Origin of the sequence: Janthinobacterium paucivorans, assembly GCF_051380805.1 — a bacterium.
Taxonomy (GTDB): domain Bacteria; phylum Pseudomonadota; class Gammaproteobacteria; order Burkholderiales; family Burkholderiaceae_D; genus Janthinobacterium; species Janthinobacterium lividum_D.
On record NZ_JBNYXR010000011.1, the window covers coordinates 1 to 24,155 of the forward strand.

A 24,155-nucleotide genomic window follows, 5' to 3' on the forward strand; every position below is an offset into this window, starting at 1 on the left:
GACCACCATGCCAAGTCCAGCGAGATATTCGGCCACCTTTTCCCAGTAGGTTCCGGTCGCTTCCATGCATACGCGCGGACTGCTGGCATCCTGCTTGAGCAGCCATTCGCTGAGTGCGATGAATCCTTTGTGATTGTTTTCTACTACTTTGTTACGGTGTTTTCCGTTAGGCAGGCGCAGCGCGCAGTCGAGCTTCGCTTTGGCAACGTCGATTCCTAAATTAAACATGCTGTGGTCCTCTTGCGATCTACCTTGTGAATGCGGGCTAACCGGCATGCCGGTGCCAAAGATACTGTCCGATCTTGACATTGAGGATGGGTAACTGGTGCGAGATCTACGAAACTGGCTCGAAGCCTAAGGGCGGATACAGCATCCAGTTACCCGGTCTTGATATGCCTACCAAGATTTTGACAGCGGTCGATACCGTTCGCAATATCACGAACGGCATGAAGGGAATAATACAAGGTCGGATTAGCGCAGCGTAATCCGACACCACCACCGCAGCACCCGCGTTACAGCTTCAGCCGCGCGCGCGCCGCATCGTATTCGGCCTTCAGGCGCGCCACCATCTCTTCTACGCTTGGCACGTCGTCCATCAAACCCACGCCCTGGCCAGCACCCCAGATATCGCGCCAGGCCTTGGCGCTGCCCGAGCCAAAGTTCATCGAACTCTTGTCCGCTTCGGGCAAGGCTTCCGGATCAAGTCCTGCAGCGACGATCGATTTTTTCAGGTAGTTGCCGTGCACGCCCGTAAACAAATTCGTATAGACGATGTCCGCAGCGCTTGAATCCACAATGGCGTCGCGGTAACCGTCGCTGACGTTCGATTCCTTGGTCGCCAGCCAACGCGAGCCTATGTAGGCAAAGTCGGCACCCATGGCTTGTGCTGCCAGCACGGCGTCGCCCGTGGCGATGGAGCCGGACAGCGCCAGCGGACCGTCAAAGAATTTGCGCACTTCGCCCACCAGCGCGAATGGCGACAAGGTGCCCGCATGGCCGCCAGCGCCGGTGGCCACCAGTATCAAGCCGTCGACACCGGCCTCCAGCGCCTTTTTTGCGTGGCGGATCGAAATCACATCATGCAGCACGATGCCGCCATAGCTGTGGATGGCGTCGAGCATTTCTTTGGGCGGCGCACGCAGCGAGGAAATGATGATGGGAATCTGGTGTTTCACGCACACTTCCACGTCATGTGCCAGGCGGTCGTTCGACTGGTGCACGATCTGGTTGACAGCAATCGGCCCCACTTTTTTGTCGGGATTGGCGGCCTGGAAGGCTGCCAGCTCGACTCGCAAATCCGTGAGCCAGGTGTCGAGCAATTCAGCGGGACGCGCGTTCAGCGCCGGGAAGGAACCGACGATGCCGGCCTTGCACTGTGCCGCGACGAGGGCCGGGCCGCTGGCGATAAACATCGGCGAGGCGATAACGGGTAAGGAAAGGTTTTGCAACGCAACAGGCAATGCCATGGCGGACTCGCTGGAAAGTTGATCGGGATGAAAGACACACTGAACGTTAATTATAGTGCAGAAAAAGTACGGTCGTGCTGAATTTGTTAGCTATCCGTGTCCAGGCTCATTGAGCAAGTACTCACCCTCGACATGTGCCGCGCAAGCTCTGCATAGCTGCGCGACAGCCCACTCGGCCAACGCAACCGTCTCCTGGCGCAGGAAGCGCCGGTTGGCCTCTTCGAAGATGGGCATGCCGCGCAACAGCGCGGGTATCGTGGCGATGGCGATGCGCTGACGCTCGAGCAGCAAAAATTTCAGCAGCACCTTGACCGCATTCTGCGCATTGCGCACGGGGTCCGACGACAGGTAGTCGAGGCGCGAATAGGCGCGCTGCAGGGCCCCGGCGGCATCCTGAAACGGCCGCCCGTGGCCGGGGATGACGACGCGCACGTCCAGGCTGGCGATCAGGTCCAGCGTGGCGCGCGCCTCGCTAAAACCGGAGCGGCCGTCGAGTTCGGGGAAGATCACGCCAAAACCGTTTTCCCACAGGGCGTCGGCGGAAATGAGGATGCCCTCGTCGGCGCAGTAAAAAATCAGCGAGTGCGGGTCGTGACCCGGTGCACCCAGCGCCTGCCAGGCCATATCGGCCAAGGTCAAGGTGTCACCGGGAGAAATGGTGGCATCAAAGCCGAAGCGCGGGCATTGCTGGCCCGTGGCCTGGAAGCTGAGCGCATCGACATCCCACACTCGCACCTTGTCCGCTTCAGATACGGGAATGGCCGTGTGGCAGCCGTATGCGGACTGCAGCAGCGCATTACCGCCGCAATGGTCGGAGTGCAAATGGGTGTTGAACAAGCGCTCCAACGGCCGGCCAGCCAAGCTATGGCGCAGCAAGGCCAGTGTTTGCGGCGCGTGCGTGACATAACCGCTGTCGATCAGGGCCGTGTCATCCTTGCCCTTGAACAGGATGTTGTTCGACGATAGCCAGCCGCGTTCGAACACCTGAATGGCATCGGGGAACAGCGCTGGTGATCGCGGCATGGGTTTCCTCAGTAGTCGGGCTCGAAATCGAGCAGGGATACACGGCCCGGCAACTGGGCCAGCACGGCGCGCTTGAAGTCGTCATCTGCCTTGCTCCAGGCGATGATCTCGTCGAGCGTGCGCATACAGCCTTCGCACAAAGCGCTGTTGGGATTGATCTTGCACAGGCTGACACAGGGCGAAGGCACCGGTGACGGCAGGGGGAGCGGAACGGCTGGCGGAGGTGGGGTAGCGACCATCATGGAGCGGCATCGGTAAACGTCGAGGCTTTCATTATGCCGCGAAACCAACCTGGCGAGGCGATGGCATCGCCATGCAATGTTTCTGTAAATATATTGACAAGAAAAATCATATCAAAAAATCATCCTCCTGAAATTTTTTACAGTCCATACTCACTCTACGGGTATCCGTCCTACAACACGATCAGGCCAAATCCTGCTTGACTTAAGATATTTCATAACTATACTACCATCCATACAGATGGCAAATGGATGCCGCGGAGAGTTTTTGGAGACTTATGGCCAAGCAAGACAGCAAACCCAAAATTGGGGAATCCGAAAAAATCACGATCAACCTCGGTTTGATCGACCTGGGGCAGATCGATTTGCTGGTCCAGGAGGGTTTTTATTCCAACCGCACGGATCTGATCCGGACGGCGATCCGCAACCAGCTGGGCGCCCACGCCGACGTGGTCAAGCAAACCGTCGCCCGTAAAAGCCTGGTACTGGGCATGCAGCATTATTCGCGCGCCGACCTGGAAGCGATCCAGGCAGCCGGCCAGCGCCTGCAAATCCAGGTTCTGGGACTGGCCAGCATCGCCAGCGACGTCTCCGTGGAACTGGCACTGGCCACCATCGAGTCGATTTTCGTATTAGGTGCCCTGCATGCCAGCAGCGTCGTCAAGACCGCGCTCGCAGGGCGAATTCACTAGCGTATTGGTTCGTGGCGATGCCCCGACCGATGCGCAGCACCGTTAAGGATAGTCATGAAACTCCCTCTCAACATGTTGGCGCAGATGCGCGCCGCAAGCCGTAATCTGATGGGCCAAAGTCCCGCCGCCGCCGCAGCCATCGAGCAGGCGCTGGCCGCGGCTGGCCTGGTGCCGCAGGCAGCGCCCAAACAGCAGCCGTCACCACAGCCCATGCGCGATATTAATCAGCCACCTGCGCCATCACCGGCACCAGCATCAGCATCAGCGCAGGCCCGAGCCGCGCAGCCGCAAGCCGATGCTACGCCGGAAACGGCTGCCGTGCCGCCCACGCCCGCGCAGGTGGCCCAGGAGTTCGCACAAGATTTCATGGCGCGTCTGGGCGTGCCGGCAGGCCTGAGACAGCATAGCTTCGACATGCCCACCTTCGAGCTGCCGAATTTCCATCCGCCCGGTTTCAATGCGCCAGCGAGCACGCCGGCGCAGATGCCCGCTGGCGCGCAGTTCATCGACGGCGTATACCGCAACCATGCGGGTACGCGCTCCTACAAACTGTACATTCCCAGCAGCTATCATGGCCAAGCCATGCCGCTGATCGTGATGCTGCATGGCTGCACGCAAAATCCCGACGATTTCGCGGCAGGCACCCAAATGAATGCGCTGGCCGAAGAAAAGGAATGTTTTGTCGTCTACCCGGCGCAAACACAGGGAGCCAACAGTTCGCGCTGCTGGAACTGGTTCAATGCCATCGACCAGCAGCGCGACCAGGGCGAACCGTCGCTGATCGCCGGTATCGCGCGGCAAGTGATCGACGACTACCCGGTGAATGAACGCGAAGTGTTCGTCGCCGGCCTGTCGGCGGGCGGCGCCATGGCCGTCATTGTCGGCACCTTGTACCCGGATTTGTTCGCCGCCGTCGGCGTGCATTCGGGCCTGCCGTTCGCCTCGGCACAGGACTTGCCGTCGGCGCTGGCCGCCATGAAAGGCGGCGCCATGCCCAATGCCCAGCGCAAGGCACCGGCAGGCGGCGTGCCCATCATCGTTTTCCATGGCGACCGCGACACCACCGTCAACCCGCGCAATGGCGATGAACTGATTGCCCAGGGCGTACGCAGCCAAGCTGGCGGCAAGGCTGCCAAGGCCGCTTCCATCGATGGCAGCGTACCAAATGGCCACCGCTACACGCGCACCACGCATAGCCAGGCAGATGGATCACCGCTGGGGGAACACTGGGTCATCCACGGCGCCGGCCATGCCTGGTCCGGCGGCAGCGGCAACGGTAGTTATACAGACGGCAAAGGCCCGGACGCCAGCAGAGAGATGCTGCGCTTCTTCAAAACCGTCAGCTGACCACTTATCTTGAGCTGAGATGCACGGTGCCGGCCATGCCTGGTCCGGCGGCAGCGGCAGTCCTAAGCAGACGGCAAAGGCCCGGACGCCAGCCGACGACCGTAAAATGCTGCTGCGCTTCTTCAAGACCGTCAGCTGATGTTTTCGACGAACGGCGCGATTTGCCGCTGCTTGTCGGCGATCTCGCAGATACCGTCGGCATAGCGGCTGGAGATGGCGATGAACTGGTCCTGAATTTCCAGGAAAGCATCGACGATCTCGGCGTCAAAGTGCGAACCGCGACCCTCGATGATGATCTGCACGGCCTGCGCATGCTCCATACCCTGCTTGTAGATGCGTCGGCTGATCAAGGCGTCATAGACGTCGGCCAGCGCCATCAGGCGTGCCGAAATCGGAATTTCTTCGCCTGCGAGTCCTTGCGGGTAGCCGCTGCCATCCCATTTTTCATGGTGGCTATAGGCGATCTCCTTGGCGTACTTGAGGAAATCGACTTCGATGCCCAGCTCTTGCTCGGCTGCCAGGATGGCGTCGCGCCCCAGCGTGGTGTGCGTCTTCATGATGGCCATTTCGTGCGGTTCAAAACGCCCCGGCTTGAGCAAAATATGGTCGGGGATGCCCACCTTGCCGATATCGTGCAGCGGCGCAGTCTTGAACAGCAGTTCGATATTCTTGTCCGTCAAAAAAGCCCGGAAACGTGGCAAGCCGCGTACCTTCTCTGCCAGCGCTTTCAGGTAGTGCGAGGTGCGGCGGATATGGTTACCCGTTTCGCTGTCGCGCGTCTCGGCCAGCGAAGCCATGGCGTGGATGGTGACATCCTGCAGCGCCTTGACTTCCTGCACCCGTCGCTCCACTTCCGTTTCCAGATACTGGTTCTGGTCGCGCAAGAAATCCTGCATCTGCTTCATCGCCAACTGCGTCTTGATGCGCGCCAGTACGATGGGCGACGAAATCGGCTTGGTGATGTAGTCGACGGCGCCCAAAGCCAGGCCCAGCTGCTCGTCGGCCACCTCGCTCATGGCAGTCACAAACATGACGGGTATGCCAGCCGTGACGGGATCGGCCTTCAGCGCGCGGCACACATCGTAGCCGCTCATGCCCGGCATCATGATGTCGAGCAGAATCAGGTCCGGCTGGTCGCCGCCAGCGGCGATCTTCAGGGCGCGCTCGCCATTGACGGCAATCTTGGTCCGGTAATCGTCTTCCAGCACCGCACGCAACAGGTCGATATTGTCTGGCGTGTCGTCGACCACCAGGATGGTTGGCTTGCTTGCTGGCGCTTTCATATCTGTCCTTCGTTCTGCATATCTATACCTGTCACAGTGTCAGCTCCAGCGCCTCGGCTACCTCACCGAGCTGCGCCAGCGCACCTTCGAAATCGTATTGTCCGAGCATGCGCTTCAACTGGCGCGCATGTTCCGCCTGCCCGGCCGCGGCCAGCACGGGAGCGATACCGTCAAGATGCCTGACGGCCTGCGCATCGTCCTGCTGCAGCAGCTGTGACAGTTCGCGCAAGCCCGCCTCCAAGTGTGCCCGCTCCACTGGTGCCACGACAGCGTTGCCTGGCTCGGCCACATTGCTGCGCGACTGCATGGCCAACACAATCTTCGGCACCAGTTCGTCGAGCGCCAGGGTGCAGGCCGCAAGCGCCTGCGGCAAACCGTCATGCGATCCCAGACTAAGTAAATGCTCGACCCGCGCCGCGCTGTCGGCCAGGCCACCGGCACCGATATTGCCAGCCAGGCCCTTGAGGGTATGCGCTTCTCGGATTGCCGTCTCGAGCTGGTTGTTCTCGATGGCGGTGACGATGCGCTGCATGGCATCGAACTGTGTTTCCACAAAACGCTCCAGCAGTTTTCGCATCAAAGGAATATTACCGCCCACGCGCCGTATGGTCTCCGCCATCTTTAGGCCGGCGATCACAGGCAGCTCCGCTTCAGGCTGCGGCTGCGGCTGCGGCTGCGCCGCCGTCGCCTCCTGAGGCGCAGCCGGCGTGATCCAGCGCGCCAGCGTACCGAACAGCTGCGCCACGTTGATCGGCTTGGCAATGAAATCGTTCATGCCGGCGTCCAGGCATTTTTCCTTATCGCCAACCATGGCATTGGCCGTCATGGCGATCACGGGCAAATTCGAATAGCGGGGATCCTGGCGCAGCTTGCGGGTAGCCTGGTAACCATCCATCACCGGCATCTGGCAATCCATCAGCACACCGTCATAGGCATTTTCCTCGATCTTCGCCAACGCGATGGCGCCATTGCTGGCGATGTCAACACGAATACCGGCGTCGTTGAGAATTTGCTGCGCCACTTCCTGATTAACCTCATTGTCTTCAACCAGCAGCAGCCAGGCGCCGCGCAGGGCGCGCTCGTCATCGCGGTAGCTGCTCTGGCGCTGCGTCTTGCGGCTTTGCCCTGTCACGCCGCCAAACACGAACGATATCTGGTCAAGCAAGGTCGAGGCGCTGACCGGCTTGTTCAATACGCCATCGAGCGGCAATTCGCGCTGGCGTGCCGCCTCCAGCAGCGCTTCGCGATGGAAGGCCGTGACCATGATGCAGGCCGGCGTCGCATGGATGCCGGCGGCATCGGCGCGGATACCAGCCAGCGTATCGAGGCCATTCATGCCTGGCATTTTCCAGTCCATCAGCACCAGCCCGTACGGGCGCCCCTCGGCACGCGCCTGCGCCACGGCGCCGATGGCTAGCACGCCGCTAAACACCGCACGCGCCTCGAAACCGAGCGCTGTCAGCATGCTGACGAAGATTTCCCGCGCGCTGGGGTTGTCGTCAACCACCAGCACACGCAGGCCCTGGAACTGCGGCACCACTGGCAGGCTGTCGCGCGGCACGGCGGCCAGGCCGAAACGCGCCGTAAAGAAAAAAGTACTGCCCCTACCCGCTTCGCTGACCAGGTCAATCTCGCCTTCCATCATTTCCACCAGGCGCTTGCTGATGGTCAGCCCCAGGCCGGTGCCGCCATGGTGGCGCGTAGTCGACGTGTCGGCCTGGGTAAATGCCTGGAACAATTTGCTGCGCTGGGGCGGAGTCAGGCCGATGCCAGTGTCACGCACGTCCACGCGCAAGACGGCCGCATGTTCCTCAAGCTGTTGCAGACGGATGCTGACGACGATCTCACCCTTGTCCGTAAACTTGATAGCGTTATTGGTCAGGTTGATCAGTACCTGGCCCAGGCGCAGCGGGTCACCCTGCAATGCATTTGGTACGTCGGGGGCGATGTCGAACAGCAGCTCGAGCCCCTTGTCCTGCGCACGCATCACGGACAGGTCGGCGATCTGCGCCAGCACGTCCTCGAGAAAAAAATCGACTTTTTCAAAGGCCATCTTGCCCGCCTCGATCTTCGAGAAATCGAGGATATCGTCGATGATGGCCAGCAGGTTCTTCGAAGCCGACTCGACCTTCTCGAGGTAGTTGCGCTGGGTCGAGGTGAGCTCGGTCTGCAGCGCCAGGTGGGTCATGCCGATGATGCCGTTCATCGGCGTGCGGATCTCGTGCGACATATTGGCCAGGAAGTCCGACTTCATCTTGGTCGCATCTTCGGCCACTTCGACGGCATGGCGCAGGTCCTGCTCAACGGCCAGGTTGGTGCTCATGTTTTTCAGCGCCTGCAGCAATTCGCCCGTCTCGTCGCGCGACGTCACTTCAATGACGGAACTGAAGTCGCCATCGGCCACGCGCGTGGCGATCGCCACCGCCTCGCCCAGCGGGCGCGTAATCGAGCGCGCCGACCAGGCAAAGGCCAGGCCTATCAGCAGGGCTACCAGCCCGATGCCGCCCATCAGCATCAGCGACGTATCGATATCGTTGCGTATCCCGGCGGCGCTGTCGCGTATCAAGTGCTGCTGCAAGTCATCGAGCTGGCCCACATGCAGCAGCACTTTTTCCAGCACCGGCAAGGTTTGCGTCTGCACGGCCAGCTCTGCGCCAGCATCGTCACCGCGCTCGGCCAGTTCGAACGTCGTCTTGAGCGTCACGTAGTAATCGGCGCGTGCAAGGCGCATCTGTTCGAGCAGGCGCCGTTGTTCCGGCCGCGTATCGAGACCATCGAGAATGCGCACCTGCTCGTCGATGGCTTGCTTGATCGCTTCCAGGCGCGCCTGATTCGCCTGGCGGCGTGCCAACTCGTGCTGGTTCGGCAAGCTGCCTATGCGCGCGGCAGCCTCGCGCGCTAGCCCATAGATCTTGCTGGTGGCCTTGGCCGCGATCCAATCGCGCTGCAAAATATCGTCGGTCTCGGCGCGGATGGCATAGATACAACTGCTCGCAAGGGCAATGACGACCAGCATCAGCACGATCAAAATGGCATAACCGGCATTGATACGCACGCCGATGCGGATATCCCTGAAGCGCATGACTTTCCTGTCAGAAATTCTTAAAAATCGAAGTCTGAACGTATTCCCCTACGGAAAGCAAGGTTTATTACAAAGCAATTTATACTGCAGCGCTTAATCAGCCAACGTGACCGCTATTGCGAGCGGGGCAGGGTAGCGATATGCGCTTGCAGGCAGGCTGGGCACCAGCAACCGACGACGCGACTGCCGGGCACGGGTATGGCGGGCGGCAAGACCATGCACCAGCATGCTGCGCCGGCCTGCGGGTCAGTCTGGCCGCACTGGAAGGTGGCGCCGCAGAGAGTGCACTGGCTCATGGCTGTGTTTGAATTAACAAGTGTGTGTCATGCTGCACCGGGGTGTGACGCAGATGTAACGGGCAGTAAAAGGGCTGGCTGGCGGACATATCGGACCAGACTATAGGATCATCAGGGAAAATACAACAAGATCGCCCTATAATGCCGCCAAGATTTTCTTCTTCACTGTAAAATCTCACAAATCTATTTTCCGGACTCGCCATGAATCAACTAGCTAACTTGAACCTGGACATGAATGACGACTTGACGGCGGTGTCGCCACAAATCAAGGCGCAGATTCTGGCCGAGGCCCTTCCCTACATTCGCAATTTCCATGGCAAGACCATCGTCATCAAATACGGTGGCAATGCCATGACGGACGAACGCCTGAAGCACGGCTTCGCGCGCGACGTCATTTTGCTCAAGCTGGTCGGCATGAACCCGGTCGTGGTGCACGGCGGCGGACCGCAGATCGACAACGCACTGAAAAAAATCGGCAAGCAAGGCACCTTTGTGCAAGGCATGCGCATCACTGATGAAGAAACCATGGAAGTGGTGGAGTGGGTACTGGGCGGCGAAGTGCAACAGGATATCGTCATGCTGATCAACCATTACGGCGGCCAGGCAGTTGGCTTGACGGGCAAGGATGGCGGCTTGATCCGGGCGCGCAAGATGCAGATGCCAGACCGCGAACATCCGGGCGAATTCCTCGACATCGGCTTTGTGGGCGAGATCGACGCGATCAATCCGGCCGTCGTCAAGGCGCTGCAGGACGATGCCTTCATTCCCATCATCTCGCCTATCGGTTTCGGCCAGGATGGCCAGGCCTACAACATCAACGCCGACGTCGTGGCGGGCAAGATCGCGGAAATCCTGAAAGCGGAAAAGCTGATCATGATGACCAACATCGCCGGCGTCCAGGACAAGCAGGGCAATCTGGTGACCGACCTGTCCGCGCGCGAAATCGACGAGATGTTTGCCGACGGCACGATCTCGGGCGGCATGCTGCCAAAGATCTCGTCCGCGCTCGACGCCGCCAAGTCCGGCGTCAACACGGTGCACATCATCGATGGCCGCATCGAACACTCATTATTGCTGGAAGTGTTGACCGAGCAGGCTTTTGGTACTATGATCCGTTCGCACTAAAGATTAATTCGGCGCAATTCACCCAGCGCCGATTTTTTATGCCCTTGTAGCTCAGTGGTAGAGCACTCCCTTGGTAAGGGAGAGGCCACGTGTTCGATCCACGTCAAGGGCACCATCGAGTTATCCCCGTATCTGCCGTCATCTCCCCATAGCAAAACTGTCCATGGCTGCGTTGCCTCGCCTCGCCGACCATGCGTACTGTCTTCGTCAAGACGACTTGCCCTGAACACTCCCCATCTACTCTGCCGCGTGTTTTGCGCGGCTGAGCTGCCGTCATCGCTTCTGCCGTTCAATAAATCCGCTCGACCTTCAATCCCCTTTGACGCAACAGCTCCGGCACGCTTTTCGTTCCCACCAGATGCAGTATGCCGATAGCGGCCAGGCTATTTTTTTCGCGCGCCAGTAGTTGCGCGATGCCCTCGGCGAGGGCCGGGTTGCGGCCATCTAACAACACCTTTTGCACGAACTGCGCGGCAAACGACGGGTCTTGCGCCGCCTTTGCCGCCAGCGTATCGAAGGCCGCCGCGTCGGCCGTACGCCAGGCGTCGGCGATCGCGCGCGCTTCCTGACTTTGTTCCTGCTCCTCGATCGAGACTACGCTGTCTTCCAGGAAACGACACTGCTCAAGCGGTGTCATGGCGCCAAACAGTGCCATCTGGCCTTCCATCGATTCGAGTGCCAGCACGGGAATCTTGCGCGCCTTGGCCTGCTGCGCCAGATAATTGTCGACCGCCAGGTCGGAGCGGTAGCCGAGGCTGGAAAATTCGCCGATGGCCAGCATGCTGGCCAGCATCCACGGCTTCATCGGCGCCACCGATTCGGCTGGAATCGCGTATTTTTGCAACAGCGGCGCCAGACGCGGTGCCAGGGTCTGACGGCAATCAGCCGGCACTTTGCTGCCCGGCGCCTCCATGCCATATTTCAGTATGGCGCCCACGGCGGCGCGCGGATCGGCGCCGGGATCGATCTCCAGCGCCAGCGCCCCGGCGTCTTCCAATGCCTGCGTCACCAACGGCTCGAGCGGATAGAAATCAGGCGCGCCGACATGGATGGTGCCGAACAGATACAGAGTGTGGCTGGCGTCCTGCACCTTGAACAAGGCGCCCCGATTTTGTACCAAGGGCGACGCGTCGGCGAGGGCCGCCTGCAACGGCAGCAAGAATAATCCGCAAAACATCACTATAATCTGGCGTCGCATGGTTTTCCTGATTGTTGAATTTTTCATCTTCTCTCGCTAGCAAAGACTCTTGTGCCTGTGTCCCATCTTAACCGCTCGTCGCCGGTCTGGCTGTTTGACCTCGACAACACGCTGCACAATGCATCGCATGCCATTTTCCCCACCATCACGGCCAATATGAACACGTATATTGCCCGCGTACTGGGCGACGGCGTGACGCCGGCCGACGCCGCCATCGTCAATGCGGCGCGCGCGGGCTACTGGCGCCGCTATGGCGCCACCTTGCTGGGCATGGTCAAGCACCACCAGGTGCAGGCAGCGCATTTTTTGCACGAGACGCATACCTTCGACGATTTGCGCGCCATGATACGCGCCGAGCGGGGGCTGGGGGCTTTACTCAAACGCCTGCCTGGCCGTAAAATTTTGCTCACCAACGCGCCGCTGCGCTATTCGAGCGACGTGATGCGCCACCTGGGCTTGCAGCGACACTTTGCGCAGCATATCGCCATCGAGGCGATGCATGTGCACCGCCAGTTGCGGCCCAAGCCATCGACCCTGATGCTGCGCAAACTGATGCGCAAGCACCACATCCGCCCTGGCCGCTGCATCCTGGTGGAAGACACCCTGGCCAACTTGCGGGGCGCAAAAAAACTGGGGCTGCGCACGGCCTGGATTACGCAATACCTGAAAATGGCTGATCCGATCGGCGTGGCAAAGTTGCCAAAGGCGTTAAATCGCCCCGCTTACGTCGATGTCAAAGTAAAATCTGTCCGGCATTTGGCACGCCGCCTTCACCGTCTTCGCTGAAGGGGGCTCCTAGGCTTCCGGTTGACGCCGGGGGCCGCACCGCTAGCGGCGGTGACGGACCTCCTCATCAAGGCAGCATTTTTTTAACGACAAGAGAAAATATGGCAAGCACACCGCCGGGCCAACGCAGGCTACAAATTCTTCAGGCCCTCGCCGCAATGCTGGAGCAGCCGAAAGGCGAAAAAATCACCACTGCCGCACTGGCCGCCAGACTGGCCGTGTCGGAAGCGGCCCTGTACCGCCATTTCGCCAGCAAGGCGCAAATGTTCGAAGGGCTGATCGAGTTCATCGAGTCGAGCGTCTTCGGCCTGATCAACCAGATCGCGGACAAGCACAGCGACGGCATGACGCAGACGCGCGACATCATCGGCATGCTGCTCAATTTTGCCATCAGCAATCCGGGCATGACGCGCGTGCTGATCGGCGATGCGCTGGTGAATGAGGACGAACGCTTGCAAGTACGCATGAACCAGTTCTACGACCGCGTGGAGCTGGCGCTCAAGCAGGCCTTGCGCGTGGCCGCCGCCGAAGGCCATGGCAAGGAAAGCGAAGTGGCGGCGCGCGCCACCCTGATCATCAGCTTCGTCATCGGGCGCTGGCACCGCTATGCCAAGAGCGGCTTCAAGATCAATCCGTCCCAGGAAGCGGCGCTGCAAATCGCCATGCTGCTGGGATAAATCATCGCCGCCGCTGTCCCTATGCACACCGACTGTTTCGCCCTGCTCGATGACGCCAGCACGCCAGGCGCCAGTTCGCGCCTGTACACGGGTCTGGTAGAGGTCTTGCAGTGCACCGACGGCGATAGCTGGCCAGCCCTGCTCGAAGGGCTGCAAGGGGCCTTGCAACGCGGCCAGTACGCCGTCAGCGTGTGCAGCTATGAGCTGGGGGCGCACTTGCTGGCCATGCCACCACGTGCGGCAGGCATCGACGCCGCGCCGCTGGCGCAGGTGCTGGTCTTTGAACATTGCAGCCAGCTGTCACAGGAGGCGGTGCTGCAGTGGCTGGCTGAACGGACGCCAGCGGCGGACACGCCGGCCGGTATCGCCGGCATACACGCAAATGTGGATCGTAGCCAATTCACGCGCGCGCTGAACCGCATCCACGACTACATCGTGGCTGGCGACACCTACCAAATCAACTACACATACCGTTTGCGCTTCGACGCCTTCGGCTCGCCCTTGGCGCTGTATGCACGGCTGCGCGCGCGCCAGCCGGTGCCGTATGGCGCGCTGATAATGCTGCCCGATGGCGGTGCCCTGCTGTCGCTGTCGCCGGAGCTGTTCGTGCGCCATGCGCAGGGCGAGCTGACGGCGCGTCCCATGAAAGGCACGGCGCCGGCCGCCCCTGCCGAACAGGTGGAAGAAAACGCGCATCGTGCCAGCGCCCTGGCCAATGATACGAAGAACCGCGCGGAAAACCTGATGATCGTCGACCTGCTGCGCAACGACATCGGCCGCATCGCCGTCACGGGTTCGGTCAAGGTGCCGGCACTGTTCCAGGTGACGCGCTACAGCAGCGTGCTGCAAATGACGTCCACCGTGCAAGCGCGTTTGCGCGACGATGCCAGCCTGCCTGATATCTTCCAGGCCTTGTACCCTTGCGGTTCGATCACGGGCGCGCCCAAGCGGCGCAGCATGGAAATCATCGCCGAACTGGAAGCGGCGCCACGCGGCATCTACACGGGCGCCATCGGCTGGTTCGATCCGCCAGCCATCGGCGCTGTCCACGCGGTGGGCGACTTCTGCATGTCCGTACCGATCCGCACCCTGGCGCTGCAGCCGGCTGGCCCTGGCGCTGGCAGTATCCGGCGCGGCGAAATGGGCGTGGGCGCCGGCATCGTACTCGACAGCGATGCGCAAGAGGAATTTGCCGAGTGTCAGCTCAAGGCCCGCTTCCTGACCGGCTTGAGCAACGACTTTGAACTGTTCGAGACCCTGCACGCCAGCCGCGCCGATGGCTGCCGCCAGCAAGAGCGCCACTTGGCGCGCCTGGCCGCTTCCAGCGCCTACTTCGGTTTTACCTGGGATGACAATGCTGCCCGCGCAGCACTGCAGGCGGCCTGCGCGCAACGATCCGACGATGCGCCATTCCGCCTGCGCCTGGCGCTACGCCAGGACGGCAAATACACGCTGCAGAGTGGTGCTCTCAGCGCCTTGCCGGAGAGCGTAACAGTCATGCTGGCGCCCGAAGCCACCACGGCAGACGACCTGTTCCTGCGCCACAAGAGCAGCCTGCGCACGCGCTATGACGCCGCCTGGCGCGCTGCCGAAGCGCAGGGCTGCTTCGACATGCTGTTCTTTAACGAGCGGGGAGAGCTGACGGAAGGTGGACGCAGCAATGTCTTCGTGCAGCTCGATACGCGCTGGCACACGCCGCCGCTGTCCTGCGGCGTGCTGCCCGGCGTGCAGCGTGCAGCCATGCTGGCCGATCCCGCCTGGAACGCGCAGGAAACCATCATCACGCGCGCCATGCTGGCGCGCGCCGAAGCGATCGTCGTGTGCAATGCGCTGCGCGGCGCACTGCCGGCCAAGCTCATCGATTAAGCGTCTATCCGCATCGTGTCATCACCGTAGGATGGGCTTGCGGTAGGAGACCCCAAGGACATCGACATACGCCATGATGCTCTGCTTGCCGCCGCTTGTGACTAAGCCGGACAAGCAGCGCCGGCCAATGGTGGCAAACCAACAGGCACAGCATCAAAAAAATGCAGGCGCGCAGGCTTGCTGGTATAGCGACAACTTACAGCGCCAGCGCTTTTTCTACGGCACCCAGCAGTTTCTTGTCGTCCGGCGTCACCTTGCTGGGGAAGCTTTCCACCACTTTACCGTTGCGGTCGATCAGGTATTTATGAAAATTCCAGCCCGGCGTCTTGCCCGTCTGCTTGATCAGCTCCGCGTACAGCGGATTCGGTGCCGGCCCCGATACCACCGATTTGGCAAACATGGGGAACTTCACGCCATAGGTGTTGTAGCAAAGATCAGCGATTTCCTTGCTGTTGCCAGGCTCCTGCTTGCCAAAATCGTTCGACGGGAAGCCCAGCACCACCAGACCCTTGCTGCCATATTTGGCGTACAGCGCTTCCAGCCCTTGGTATTGATTGGTAAAACCACAGTAACTGGCCGTGTTCACCACCAGCACGACCTTGCCCGCGTACTGGCACAAGTTTTGCGGCGCTTCATCTTGCAAGCGGTTGAAGGTCTGCTTGAGAATGGCGGGACAGGCGGGCGCTGCGGCAATCGTGGCAGCCGCGGTTTCGGCAGCATGGGCCGGCACGACCAGACTGGCGCTGGCGGCAAGGGTGGCGAAGGCAAAAAACTGGGCAAGGGTCTTGGACATGAGGGGCACCATGGTCGAAAAGTAAAAAAACCATTCTATGCCAAACGCCGCACACGCGTATGAGGGCCACCGCAACAGCGATTACTTGAGCGATTACTTGAGCGATATCAAGAACGATGCAGTACTTGCCCAAGGCACAGTTTTTTTACCTATGCTCGGCCTTCCTGCCCTTGCCCCGTGGAGTAGCCATGTCCTTCCTGCACCTGAGCGCATTACCCACCACCGTGCTGGCCGCCAGCCTGCTCGTCCTGGCGCCAGACGGCGCGCACGCTGCCAAGGCTGTCACGGCCGTCAAGGCGGCTAGCGCGCACAAGAACGCCCCCGCCCTGCCCGCCTACCAGGCCGACTTGAGCCAGACCAGCGTATCGGGCCTGTCCTCGGGCGGTTTCATGGCGGCGCAATTTGCCGTTGCCTACTCGGCCACTGTGGCCGGCGCCGGCATCATCGCTGGCGGGCCGTACTTCTGCTCGGGCCAGCCGGGTCGCTTCCCTTTCATTGCCTACCTGACCAATGCCCTGACCACCTGCATGAATCCTGGCAGCGCGCAGGTGGCGCCGCCCGTAGCGAGCGAATTGCTGCGCGCCGCGAACGATTTTGCGCGTGCCCGTCTCATCGACGATACGGCCAACCTGAAACGTCAGCGCGTGTATCTGTTCAGTGGCACGAAAGACCAGACCGTGACGCGGCCGGTGGTGGAGCAGGTGGAAAAGTTCTATCAACTGGCGGGCACGCCGGCGGCGCAGATCCGCTTCATTGACACGCTAGTCGCGGGCCACGCCATCCTGACCGACAGCAATCAGGACAAGCCCTGCGCCACAACGGAATCGCCGTTCATCAACGACTGCGACTACGTGCAGGCAGGCGACATCTTGCAGCACCTATACCCCGACTTGCAGCCCGCGTCGAACGCCCTGACGGGCAAGCTGATCGCCTTCAACCAACGCAGCTTCATCCAGAACGCGTACTCCAGCATGCACCATACGGGCTACGCCTACATCCCGAAAGCCTGCGACAGCGAGAGTTGCCGCGTGCACGTGGTGTTCCACGGCTGCCTGCAAACGACGCAAGCGATCGGCGACCGTTTCTATACCAGCACCGGCTACAACCAGGTAGCCGATGCCAACAAGATCATCGTGCTGTATCCGCAGGTCGAACCGAGCCCGGTCTACCCCTACAACCCGAAAGGCTGCTGGGATTTTTGGGGCTACACCAGCATCAATCCGATCGACCCGAATTTTTACCGCAAGAGCGGCACGCAGATGGCAGCGGTCAAGGGCATGCTCGATCGTTTGGCTGCGCGCCGCGGCTCACGCTAGCTTGCCTTAAATACCGCCCATGCAGATGTATTTGATGACCAGGTAGTCATCGATACCGTAGGTCGAGCCTTCACGGCCCAGGCCCGATTGCTTGACGCCGCCGAACGGTGCGATCTCGTTCGAGATCAAGCCGGTGTTGACGCCAACCATGCCCGTTTCCAGGCCTTCGGCCACACGCCAGATGCGACCGATATCGCGCGAATAGAAGTAGGCGGCCAGGCCGAATTCCGTATTGTTGGCCAAGGCGATGACTTCATCATCGGTCTTGAAGCGGAACAGCGGTGCCAGCGGGCCGAAGGTTTCTTCCGTGGCCACGCGCATGTCATTCGTCACGTCGGCGATGATGGTCGGCTCGAAGAAGCCATTGCCCAGCGCATGGCGCTTGCCACCGGCCAGCAGGCGGCCGCCCTTGGCCAATGCATCGGCCACGTGCTCTTCCACCTTGGCGACAGCCTTGCCATCAATCAGCGGGCCTTGCGTGACGCCCGCCTCGATGCCATTGCCGACCTTCAGCTTGGCGACGGCGGCCACCAGCTTCTCGGCGAAGGCGTCATAGACACTGTCTTGCACGTACAGACGGTTGGCGCAAACGCAGGTCTGGCCAGCATTGCGGTATTTAGAGGCGATAGCGCCTTCCACGGCAGCGTCCAAGTCGGCGTCATCGAAGACGATGAAGGGCGCATTGCCGCCCAGTTCCAGCGACAGCTTCTTGATCGTTGGAGCGCATTGCTCGGCCAGCAAACGGCCCACCTGGGTCGAGCCCGTAAACGTCAGCTTGCGCACGATGGGGTTCGAGGTCATTTCGCCGCCGATGTCTTTGGGCGCACCGGTGACGATGCTAAATACGCCCGCAGGCACGCCAGCACGCTCGGCCAGCACGGCCAGCGCCAGCGCGGAAAATGGTGTCGCTTCGGCCGGTTTCAACACCATCGGGCAGCCGGCGGCCAGGGCCGGACCGACTTTGCGGGTGATCATGGCGGCGGGGAAATTCCACGGCGTGATGGCAGCACACACGCCGATAGGCTCTTTAGTGACGACCAGGCGACGGTCCGGCCACGGCGATTGCAGGGTCTCTCCCGCGACGCGCTTGCCTTCTTCGGCAAACCACTCGATGAACGAGGCGCCGAACTGCACTTCGCCTTTCGCTTCCGGCAAAGGCTTGCCCTGTTCGGTGGTCATGATCAGCGCCAGGTCGTCGGCGTTTTCCAGAATCAGGTCATGCCAGCGGCGCAGCACGGCCGCGCGCTCCTTGGCCGTCTTCTTGCGCCACGCAGGCCAGGCGACATTGGCCGCCTCGATGGCGCGGCGCGTTTCGGCAGCACCCATCAGGGGTACCGTGCCGATATGCTCGCCGGTGGCGGGATTGCTCACATTAATTGTCTGGCCAGCGTCGGCATCCGTCCAGGCTCCATTCACGTAAGCCTGGTGGCGCAACAAGGTAGGATCTTTCAACTGCAGCATATGCATCTCCGGTCTGGTTTGAATTATCGACGAAGGATACTATGCCACAGCACGGTCGATTCCGCAGGCAAAGTACGGAACTACTCGACCTTGAAAGATGACAGTTTCGGCACCGGTGGCGGATAGCCCAGCTGCATGCCCTGTAGCGTTTCCAGCAGCAATGAAGCCACCACCAAGTTGCGCTGGGTCTTGGAATTGGACGGCACCACGTACCACGGCGCGTGATCGGCGTCGGTCTCGCGGATCGCCGTTTCGTAGGCACGCTGGTAGCCATCCCACTTCTTGCGCTGGGCAATATCATTAGGGTCGAACTTCCACTGGCGGTCGGGGTCATCGAGCCGCTCCTGCAGCCGTCCCCGCTGTTCCTCCTTGGAGATATGCAAGAACACTTTCAGGATGACGGTGCCCGTTTCGCTCAGCATGCGCTCGAAATCGCGGATCTGCGCATAACGGCGCTGACATTCTGCCTTGTCGATCATGTCCTGCACGCGCGTGATCAGCACATCCTCGTAGTGGCTACGGTTGAAGATGGCGATCTCGCCCTTGACGGGCACATGCTGGTGTACGCGCCAAAGGTAATCGTGTGCCAGCTCGATATCGGTGGGCCCTTTGAATGCCACGGCACGGATGCCCATCGGATTGATGTTGCTGAAAATCGCCTTGACGGTACCATCCTTGCCCGACGTATCCATGCCCTGCAACACCAGCAGCACCTTTTTCTTGTGCTGTGCATACAGCATGCTCTGGCACTCGGCGATCTGCGCCGTCAACGCCATGGTTTCCTCGATATCCAGGGCTTTGCACTGGGCCGCTGTCAGCTTTTTATTCGCCGCCTTGGAAGCAGCACCCAGCAGGCGCTTGCCGGCGAATTCCTCGTTCAGGTGCAAGCCCTGGCCGGCACGGAATTGCTTGCGCGCCTTCATGCTGCCAGCGCCAGCTTGCGGTGCTCGATTTTCGTGCAGTGATCCATGACCACCGCCAGCCCAGCGGCACGCGCCAGTTGCGCCGCAGCCTCGTTGATAATATCGAGCTGCAGCCACAAACAGCCTGCCTTGACGGCGATGGCTTCCTCGGCGATGGGCACGATATCCTCGGACTTGCGGAAACAATCGACGATGTCGATGCGCGCCGGAGCGACAAAGGCAGCAGCTTCGCTCAGACTGGCATGAACACGCTGGCCCAGCACTTCCTTGCCAGCGAGTGCAGGATTGACGGGCAGTACACGGTAGCCATGCTGCAGCAAGTAGTCAGCTACTTCGTGGCTGGCGCGTTCGGGCTTGTCGGACATGCCGACGATGGCGATGATGCGGCTGTCTTGCAAAATGCGGGCGATGTTGGACATATTCTGGTCGTGGTTAGGCGTGCGACATTGCCCGCCTAGCGTAGCAGAATTATCCCGCTGCGGGAGCTAGCAAGAAGATCCTGCCGTGCGCAGCAACGCCATCTTTGCCACAAATTCGGACGCGCGATCCTGACACGCGGGCCCGTCGGCTGCACAGCCACGCCGAAAGCCGGTGCCGACTTCAAACTGGACGTGATCGCAGCCTGCTTTATCGGCGGCCTTCGACATCGGTTTTCAGCAGGTGATCAAGGCACTGGTGCTGCTGGTGGCCGATTTTTCGATATGCTCCACAAGCACGAATAAGCCGGTTCGAGTAATCGGGGGCCCTGGACTGCGCTTGCGCTAGCCTCTTTTTATGCGGCGTCTTTTACTTGCACCACATCTTGCACGATATGTCCCTGCTGCAGCACTACCACTCGTTGTGCCATCGCAATCGTTTCGGGCCGATGGGCTACGATCACGCGCGTCAGCTGAATCTTTTGAATGGCCGCATTGACTGCCTGTTCATTCCACACGTCCAGATGACTAGTTGCCTCATCGAGCACCAAGAGTTTCGGATTGCTGTACAGGGCACGCGCTAGCAGGATGCGCTGTTTCTGGCCGCCGGACAGGCCGCTGCCGATGTCGCCCACCAGAGTATTGAAACCCATCGGCATGGCGGCGATCTCCGCATGCACGGCGGCCAGGTGCGCGCAGGCTTGCACCTGCTGGTAATTGGGGGAGGGGGCAAAGAAGCTGATGTTGTCGGCGATGGAGCCGGCAAACAGCGTGTCTTCCTGCATGACCGTGCCCAGCAATTGCCGGTAGTTCGTCAAGCCCAGGCTGCCCAATTTGATGCCGCCGATGAGGATTTCGCCTTCCGTCGGTTCCAGCAAGCCCAGCAGCAACTTCATGAGGGTCGTCTTGCCGCAGCCGGACGGGCCGGTGACGGCGATGCACTGGCCAGCGGGAATGTGCAAATTGAGGCCGCTCAATACATTCGGTTCGCTGGCGGCGTAGCGGAAGGTGAGGTTGCGGATCTCGATCGATGGCGAAATATCGTCCATATCGACCTCGACGTCGCTGCCGTCTACTTCCGCGTCGGTCAGGACGATGTCTGCCACCCTCTCGCCATGCAGGCGCAACATGCGCAGCTCGAAGAGTTTGTCGATCAGGCTGGCCATGCGCTGGCTGAACTGGTCCTTGTAGCTGATGAAGGCGAACAGCATGCCCACCGAAAAGCGGTTGTCCAGCACGGCCAGCGCCGCCATCCAGATGACGATCACCCGTTCGGCGCTGAACAGCAGGGTATTGGCCGTCTGGTAAGACACGGACAGTTTGGCGATGCGCAGGTCGGCATTGAACTGGTCGGCCAGCGCGTTGGTCCAGCTGGCGCGGCGCTCCGCGGCGCGGCCGAACAGTCGGATGCTCTGGATGCCGCGCACCGATTCGAGAAAATGCGTCTGCTGTTTTGCCGCGTGGATGATCTGTTCGGCCGTCGCCTCGCGCATGGCATTGAACAAGGCCCAGCGCAGCAAGACATACAACAGCACGGCGATACAGGCCACGCCCGCCAATAGTGGGCTGTAGAACAGCATCATGCCCAGGGTGGCCAGCACCAGCACGCCGTCGATGGCGCCTTCGACGAATTGCGTCGTCAGGCTGCGCTGCATGGTCTGGATGGAATTGAAGCGCGAGACGATGTCGCCCGTGTGGCGCTTCTCGAAGTATGGTAACGGCAACTTCAGTAAGTGGGCAAAGGCATTGCCCAGCCATTGCAGATTCAAATTCGTGGCCAGCACGGTGGTGATCCAGGAACGCACGGCGCCGATGGCCGTCTGCACCAGCACCAGCAACAAGAAGCCGCAGCCAAGCACCGTGATCAGGTCGCGGTCGGCGGCCAGCAGCGCCTCGTCGACCAGCCACTGCATGTAGAACGGCGCTACCAGCGCGCATACCTGCAAGGCCAGGCCCAGCACCAGCAATTGCAGCAGGCCGCGCTTCAGGCCCACCACGCGCCCCATTAGCGACAGCAGCGAAAACTGCTGTTTTTCCTCGGCCTTTTTGAATTCGGCGGTGGGCGTCAACTCCAGCGCCACACCCGTAAAGTGTTTCGCCACTTCCGCCAACGGCAAGCGCCGTTCGCCGACGGCCGGGTCGTGGATCACCGCATGGCTGCCGGAGACGGACTTGAGCACGACAAAATGGTTCAAGTCCCAATGCAGGACGGCGGGAAGTTTCAGCTCGGGCAAATGTTGCATGTCGAGTTTGAGCGGCCGCGTCTGTAGGGCAAGCCCTTGCGCCATCGCCATCAGGCCCTTTAATGTGACGCCCTTGAGGGAGACGGAAAAGCGCCGGCGCATGCTGGAAATATCGGTATGGTGACCCCAGTAGCTGGCCACCATGGACAAACAGGCCAGGCCGCACTCGGCCGCTTCCGTTTGCAGCAGGATGGGCAGGCGCTTGCTACGCCAGAATGACAGGTGGGCGAGATCGGGAAAATGCATGAGGCGCAGACGTAAAATATTGTGGGAAATCAATACTGGTGTGTCAGTGCAGGCGTACTACAAGCGTCCAGAAATGCCGAATAGGGGTTCGAGCACCCACTCATACAGGCGCCGCCGCTCCAGCAGTACGCTGGCGTCGACCAGCATGCCTGACTTCAAAGGCAAGGTTTCGCCATACGCCTGCACGCTTTGGCGCTGCAGAGTCAGGCGGATGCGGTACAAGGGTTCGCCACTGGTACCGCTGACGGCGCTCGGCATTGACAGCTCTTCGGGCCGCAGCGAGGTGCTGGCCACTTCGCGCACCAGCGCCGGATACTGACCGAATTTTTGATATGGATAAGCCTGATAGCGCAGCAGCACCGTCATGCCCGGCATGATGAAGCCAACCGAGCGCGACGGCGCATAGATTTCCGCCTCCAGTTGGGCGCCTTGCGGCAGCACGGAGGCGAGCACGCTGTTGGCCGCCACGGTCTGGCCCAGTTCCGTGGTAATGGCCGTGACCATGCCATCCTGCGCCGCGCGCACCAGGATTTCGCGGCGCGCCTCGTTCTCCGTCAGGTCTTGCTCGATGGCGGAGACATTACGCTGCAAGCCTTCCGTATCGCGCTGCGCCTGCACCTGCAAGTCGCGCACATCCGCTTCGGTAGTGGCCAGGTCGCGCTGGCTGGCCGACTTGATGCGTTGGAGTTCGGCCAGGCGTTGATGCTGGTCCAGCAGTTCGGCCTGCTTATCCTGTAGTTGTGCCGATGAAATGTAATTGGTGGCGTGCAGGTCGCCATAGCGCTGGTAGGATTGTTCCGCCAGGGTAATGCGGCGCTGCTGCAGCGCGATCTGGTCGTCCATGCGACCGATTTCCGCCGCCAGGTCGCTGGCGCGGCGCTGGCCCGCCGCCACGCGCTGGCGCGATTGCAGGCGCGACTGCTGCAATTCCGCGTCATAGCTGTCGCGCCGGCTTTTCAGCAGGCTTGATACGACTTGCTGGGGCGCCCCCGCATTGGTGCTGCTGCGCTCGCCCGACAGCACGAACAGCACCTCGCCCGCGCGCACGGCCTGCCCTTCCTTGACGCGCACCCCGGCAATGACGCCCGCCTGGCCCGGCATGACGCGGATCACGCCGCTGGTCGGCAACAGCACGCCCTGCGATTGCGCCTTGCGCGTGGTGCTGAAGAAGATGAAGAAAGCGATGATGGACAGCGCAATGGCGAGGAACAGCCAGGTCAGGAACAGATGGCTGACGGGCCGCGCCAGCAGCACCGTGCCGTATTGTTTAGTGCTGAGAAATTCGATGGCCTGCTGGCGAAATAATGACTGTACCGATGGGGCAAAATTTTCTCGTAACGTCATGGCATCGAATTTATTTTTCAAAATAATCCACCTTTTAAAAAATACCAAATAAATTCCACAAAAATTAATTTTACACATCAATATTAAACAGTAACATCTCACAAAGAAAATATTTCTATTTAAATTTTATTAAGTATAGTACTTAATTAGCCCAAAGCACATTGATTAAAAACATATCATTCCTATTTTATAAATAAAAAAACCATGATTTACATTAATTTTACTCATAAAATATCATATAAAAATAGTCCCTACGCTATACTTAATCCGCTACTCATGCATAATTCTAATATACTGTCCACCAATTAAACTGGACTAAATCAACATCTCACT

General features: G+C 60.4%; 21 protein-coding genes and 1 tRNA gene. 8 read left to right on the forward strand and 14 right to left on the reverse strand.

Features of this window, described 5'->3' with window-relative positions; all coding sequences use genetic code 11:
• The 4 genes from ACQ4V8_RS14225 to ACQ4V8_RS14240 all read right to left on the reverse strand — a co-directional run.
• On the reverse strand, positions 1-228 hold a 228-nt coding region (locus ACQ4V8_RS14225), incomplete at its 3' end, for an IS110 family transposase (RefSeq protein WP_436571700.1).
• A 284-nt stretch (positions 229-512) separates the two neighbouring features.
• The gene (locus ACQ4V8_RS14230; protein WP_010393712.1) at positions 513-1,466 is read right to left on the reverse strand and encodes an NAD(P)H-dependent flavin oxidoreductase; all 954 of its coding nucleotides are present in this window, start codon (positions 1,464-1,466) and stop codon (positions 513-515) included.
• Positions 1,467-1,556: 90 nt separating this feature from the next.
• A complete protein-coding gene (locus tag ACQ4V8_RS14235) occupies positions 1,557-2,489 on the reverse strand; it encodes an MBL fold metallo-hydrolase (RefSeq protein ID WP_436571701.1) in 933 nt (310 codons plus the stop codon).
• An 8-nt stretch (positions 2,490-2,497) separates the two neighbouring features.
• On the reverse strand, positions 2,498-2,614 hold the full coding sequence (locus ACQ4V8_RS14240) for a DUF1289 domain-containing protein (protein ID WP_010393717.1): 117 nt from the start codon (positions 2,612-2,614) through the stop codon (positions 2,498-2,500).
• Positions 2,615-3,006: 392 nt separating this feature from the next.
• On the opposite strand from ACQ4V8_RS14240, the gene ACQ4V8_RS14245 reads away from it, so the two are divergent.
• Together ACQ4V8_RS14245 and ACQ4V8_RS14250 are read left to right on the forward strand one after the other, a co-directional pair.
• The gene (locus tag ACQ4V8_RS14245; RefSeq protein ID WP_010393719.1) at positions 3,007-3,420 is read left to right on the forward strand and encodes a CopG family transcriptional regulator; all 414 of its coding nucleotides are present in this window, start codon (positions 3,007-3,009) and stop codon (positions 3,418-3,420) included.
• A 54-nt stretch (positions 3,421-3,474) separates the two neighbouring features.
• A complete protein-coding gene (locus tag ACQ4V8_RS14250; RefSeq protein WP_436571702.1) occupies positions 3,475-4,767 on the forward strand; it encodes an extracellular catalytic domain type 1 short-chain-length polyhydroxyalkanoate depolymerase in 1,293 nt (430 codons plus the stop codon).
• A 131-nt stretch (positions 4,768-4,898) separates the two neighbouring features.
• Here ACQ4V8_RS14250 and ACQ4V8_RS14255 read toward each other — a convergent pair whose 3' ends face one another.
• The 3 genes from ACQ4V8_RS14255 to ACQ4V8_RS14265 form a co-directional block, all read right to left on the reverse strand.
• A complete protein-coding gene (locus tag ACQ4V8_RS14255; RefSeq protein ID WP_010393724.1) occupies positions 4,899-6,050 on the reverse strand; it encodes a response regulator in 1,152 nt (383 codons plus the stop codon).
• Between the two features lie 31 nt (positions 6,051-6,081).
• Positions 6,082-9,132, reverse strand: coding sequence for a response regulator (locus ACQ4V8_RS14260; protein WP_010393727.1), 3,051 nt, complete (start codon positions 9,130-9,132; stop codon positions 6,082-6,084).
• Between the two features lie 113 nt (positions 9,133-9,245).
• Positions 9,246-9,428 carry a cysteine-rich CWC family protein gene (locus tag ACQ4V8_RS14265; protein WP_436571703.1) on the reverse strand — a complete coding sequence of 61 codons (183 nt, stop codon included), beginning with the start codon at positions 9,426-9,428 and terminating at the stop codon, positions 9,246-9,248.
• Between the two features lie 231 nt (positions 9,429-9,659).
• On the opposite strand from ACQ4V8_RS14265, the gene argB reads away from it, so the two are divergent.
• Together argB and ACQ4V8_RS14275 are read left to right on the forward strand one after the other, a co-directional pair.
• Positions 9,660-10,553, forward strand: a complete 894-nt coding sequence (gene argB, locus ACQ4V8_RS14270; RefSeq protein WP_010393729.1) for an acetylglutamate kinase — start codon at positions 9,660-9,662, stop codon at positions 10,551-10,553.
• Between the two features lie 40 nt (positions 10,554-10,593).
• Positions 10,594-10,668 (forward strand) — tRNA-Thr (locus ACQ4V8_RS14275).
• A 174-nt stretch (positions 10,669-10,842) separates the two neighbouring features.
• On the opposite strand, the gene ACQ4V8_RS14280 is transcribed toward ACQ4V8_RS14275, so the two are convergent.
• On the reverse strand, positions 10,843-11,751 hold the full coding sequence (locus ACQ4V8_RS14280; protein WP_436571704.1) for a TraB/GumN family protein: 909 nt from the start codon (positions 11,749-11,751) through the stop codon (positions 10,843-10,845).
• A 51-nt stretch (positions 11,752-11,802) separates the two neighbouring features.
• Here ACQ4V8_RS14280 and ACQ4V8_RS14285 point away from each other — a divergent pair, with 51 nt between their 5' ends.
• The 3 genes from ACQ4V8_RS14285 to pabB all read left to right on the forward strand — a co-directional run bounded on the left by ACQ4V8_RS14285 (position 11,803) and on the right by pabB (position 15,080).
• Positions 11,803-12,537 carry a pyrimidine 5'-nucleotidase gene (locus ACQ4V8_RS14285; protein WP_010393733.1) on the forward strand — a complete coding sequence of 245 codons (735 nt, stop codon included), beginning with the start codon at positions 11,803-11,805 and terminating at the stop codon, positions 12,535-12,537.
• A gap of 101 nt (positions 12,538-12,638) precedes the next feature.
• Positions 12,639-13,214 carry a nucleoid occlusion factor SlmA gene (slmA, locus tag ACQ4V8_RS14290; RefSeq protein WP_029496083.1) on the forward strand — a complete coding sequence of 192 codons (576 nt, stop codon included), beginning with the start codon at positions 12,639-12,641 and terminating at the stop codon, positions 13,212-13,214.
• Between the two features lie 21 nt (positions 13,215-13,235).
• Positions 13,236-15,080: an aminodeoxychorismate synthase component I gene (gene pabB, locus ACQ4V8_RS14295; RefSeq protein ID WP_436571705.1), complete on the forward strand. Its 1,845-nt coding sequence runs from the start codon at positions 13,236-13,238 to the stop codon at positions 15,078-15,080.
• Between the two features lie 196 nt (positions 15,081-15,276).
• On the opposite strand, the gene ACQ4V8_RS14300 is transcribed toward pabB, so the two are convergent.
• Positions 15,277-15,873: a glutathione peroxidase gene (locus tag ACQ4V8_RS14300; RefSeq protein WP_070346590.1), complete on the reverse strand. Its 597-nt coding sequence runs from the start codon at positions 15,871-15,873 to the stop codon at positions 15,277-15,279.
• 188 nt (positions 15,874-16,061) lie between these two features.
• Here ACQ4V8_RS14300 and ACQ4V8_RS14305 point away from each other — a divergent pair, with 188 nt between their 5' ends.
• Complete coding sequence (locus ACQ4V8_RS14305) at positions 16,062-17,189, forward strand: extracellular catalytic domain type 2 short-chain-length polyhydroxyalkanoate depolymerase (protein ID WP_436571706.1); 1,128 nt, start codon at positions 16,062-16,064, stop codon at positions 17,187-17,189.
• 6 nt (positions 17,190-17,195) lie between these two features.
• On the opposite strand, the gene gabD is transcribed toward ACQ4V8_RS14305, so the two are convergent.
• The 5 genes from gabD to ACQ4V8_RS14330 form a co-directional block, all read right to left on the reverse strand.
• Entirely contained in the window at positions 17,196-18,650 is a 1,455-nt protein-coding gene (gabD, locus tag ACQ4V8_RS14310) for an NADP-dependent succinate-semialdehyde dehydrogenase (protein ID WP_010393743.1), read from the reverse strand.
• Between the two features lie 80 nt (positions 18,651-18,730).
• Complete coding sequence (locus ACQ4V8_RS14315; protein ID WP_010393746.1) at positions 18,731-19,573, reverse strand: PPK2 family polyphosphate kinase; 843 nt, start codon at positions 19,571-19,573, stop codon at positions 18,731-18,733.
• The gene (locus ACQ4V8_RS14320) at positions 19,570-19,992 is read right to left on the reverse strand and encodes a CoA-binding protein (protein ID WP_010393748.1); all 423 of its coding nucleotides are present in this window, start codon (positions 19,990-19,992) and stop codon (positions 19,570-19,572) included. Before ACQ4V8_RS14320 ends, ACQ4V8_RS14315 begins: the two co-directional genes overlap by 4 nt.
• 353 nt (positions 19,993-20,345) lie before the next feature.
• A complete protein-coding gene (locus ACQ4V8_RS14325) occupies positions 20,346-22,478 on the reverse strand; it encodes a peptidase domain-containing ABC transporter (protein ID WP_436571707.1) in 2,133 nt (710 codons plus the stop codon).
• A 57-nt stretch (positions 22,479-22,535) separates the two neighbouring features.
• Positions 22,536-23,822 (reverse strand): HlyD family secretion protein, encoded by a 1,287-nt coding sequence (locus tag ACQ4V8_RS14330; RefSeq protein WP_436571708.1) that lies wholly within the window; start codon positions 23,820-23,822, stop codon positions 22,536-22,538.
• Positions 23,823-24,155 lie beyond the last annotated feature (333 nt).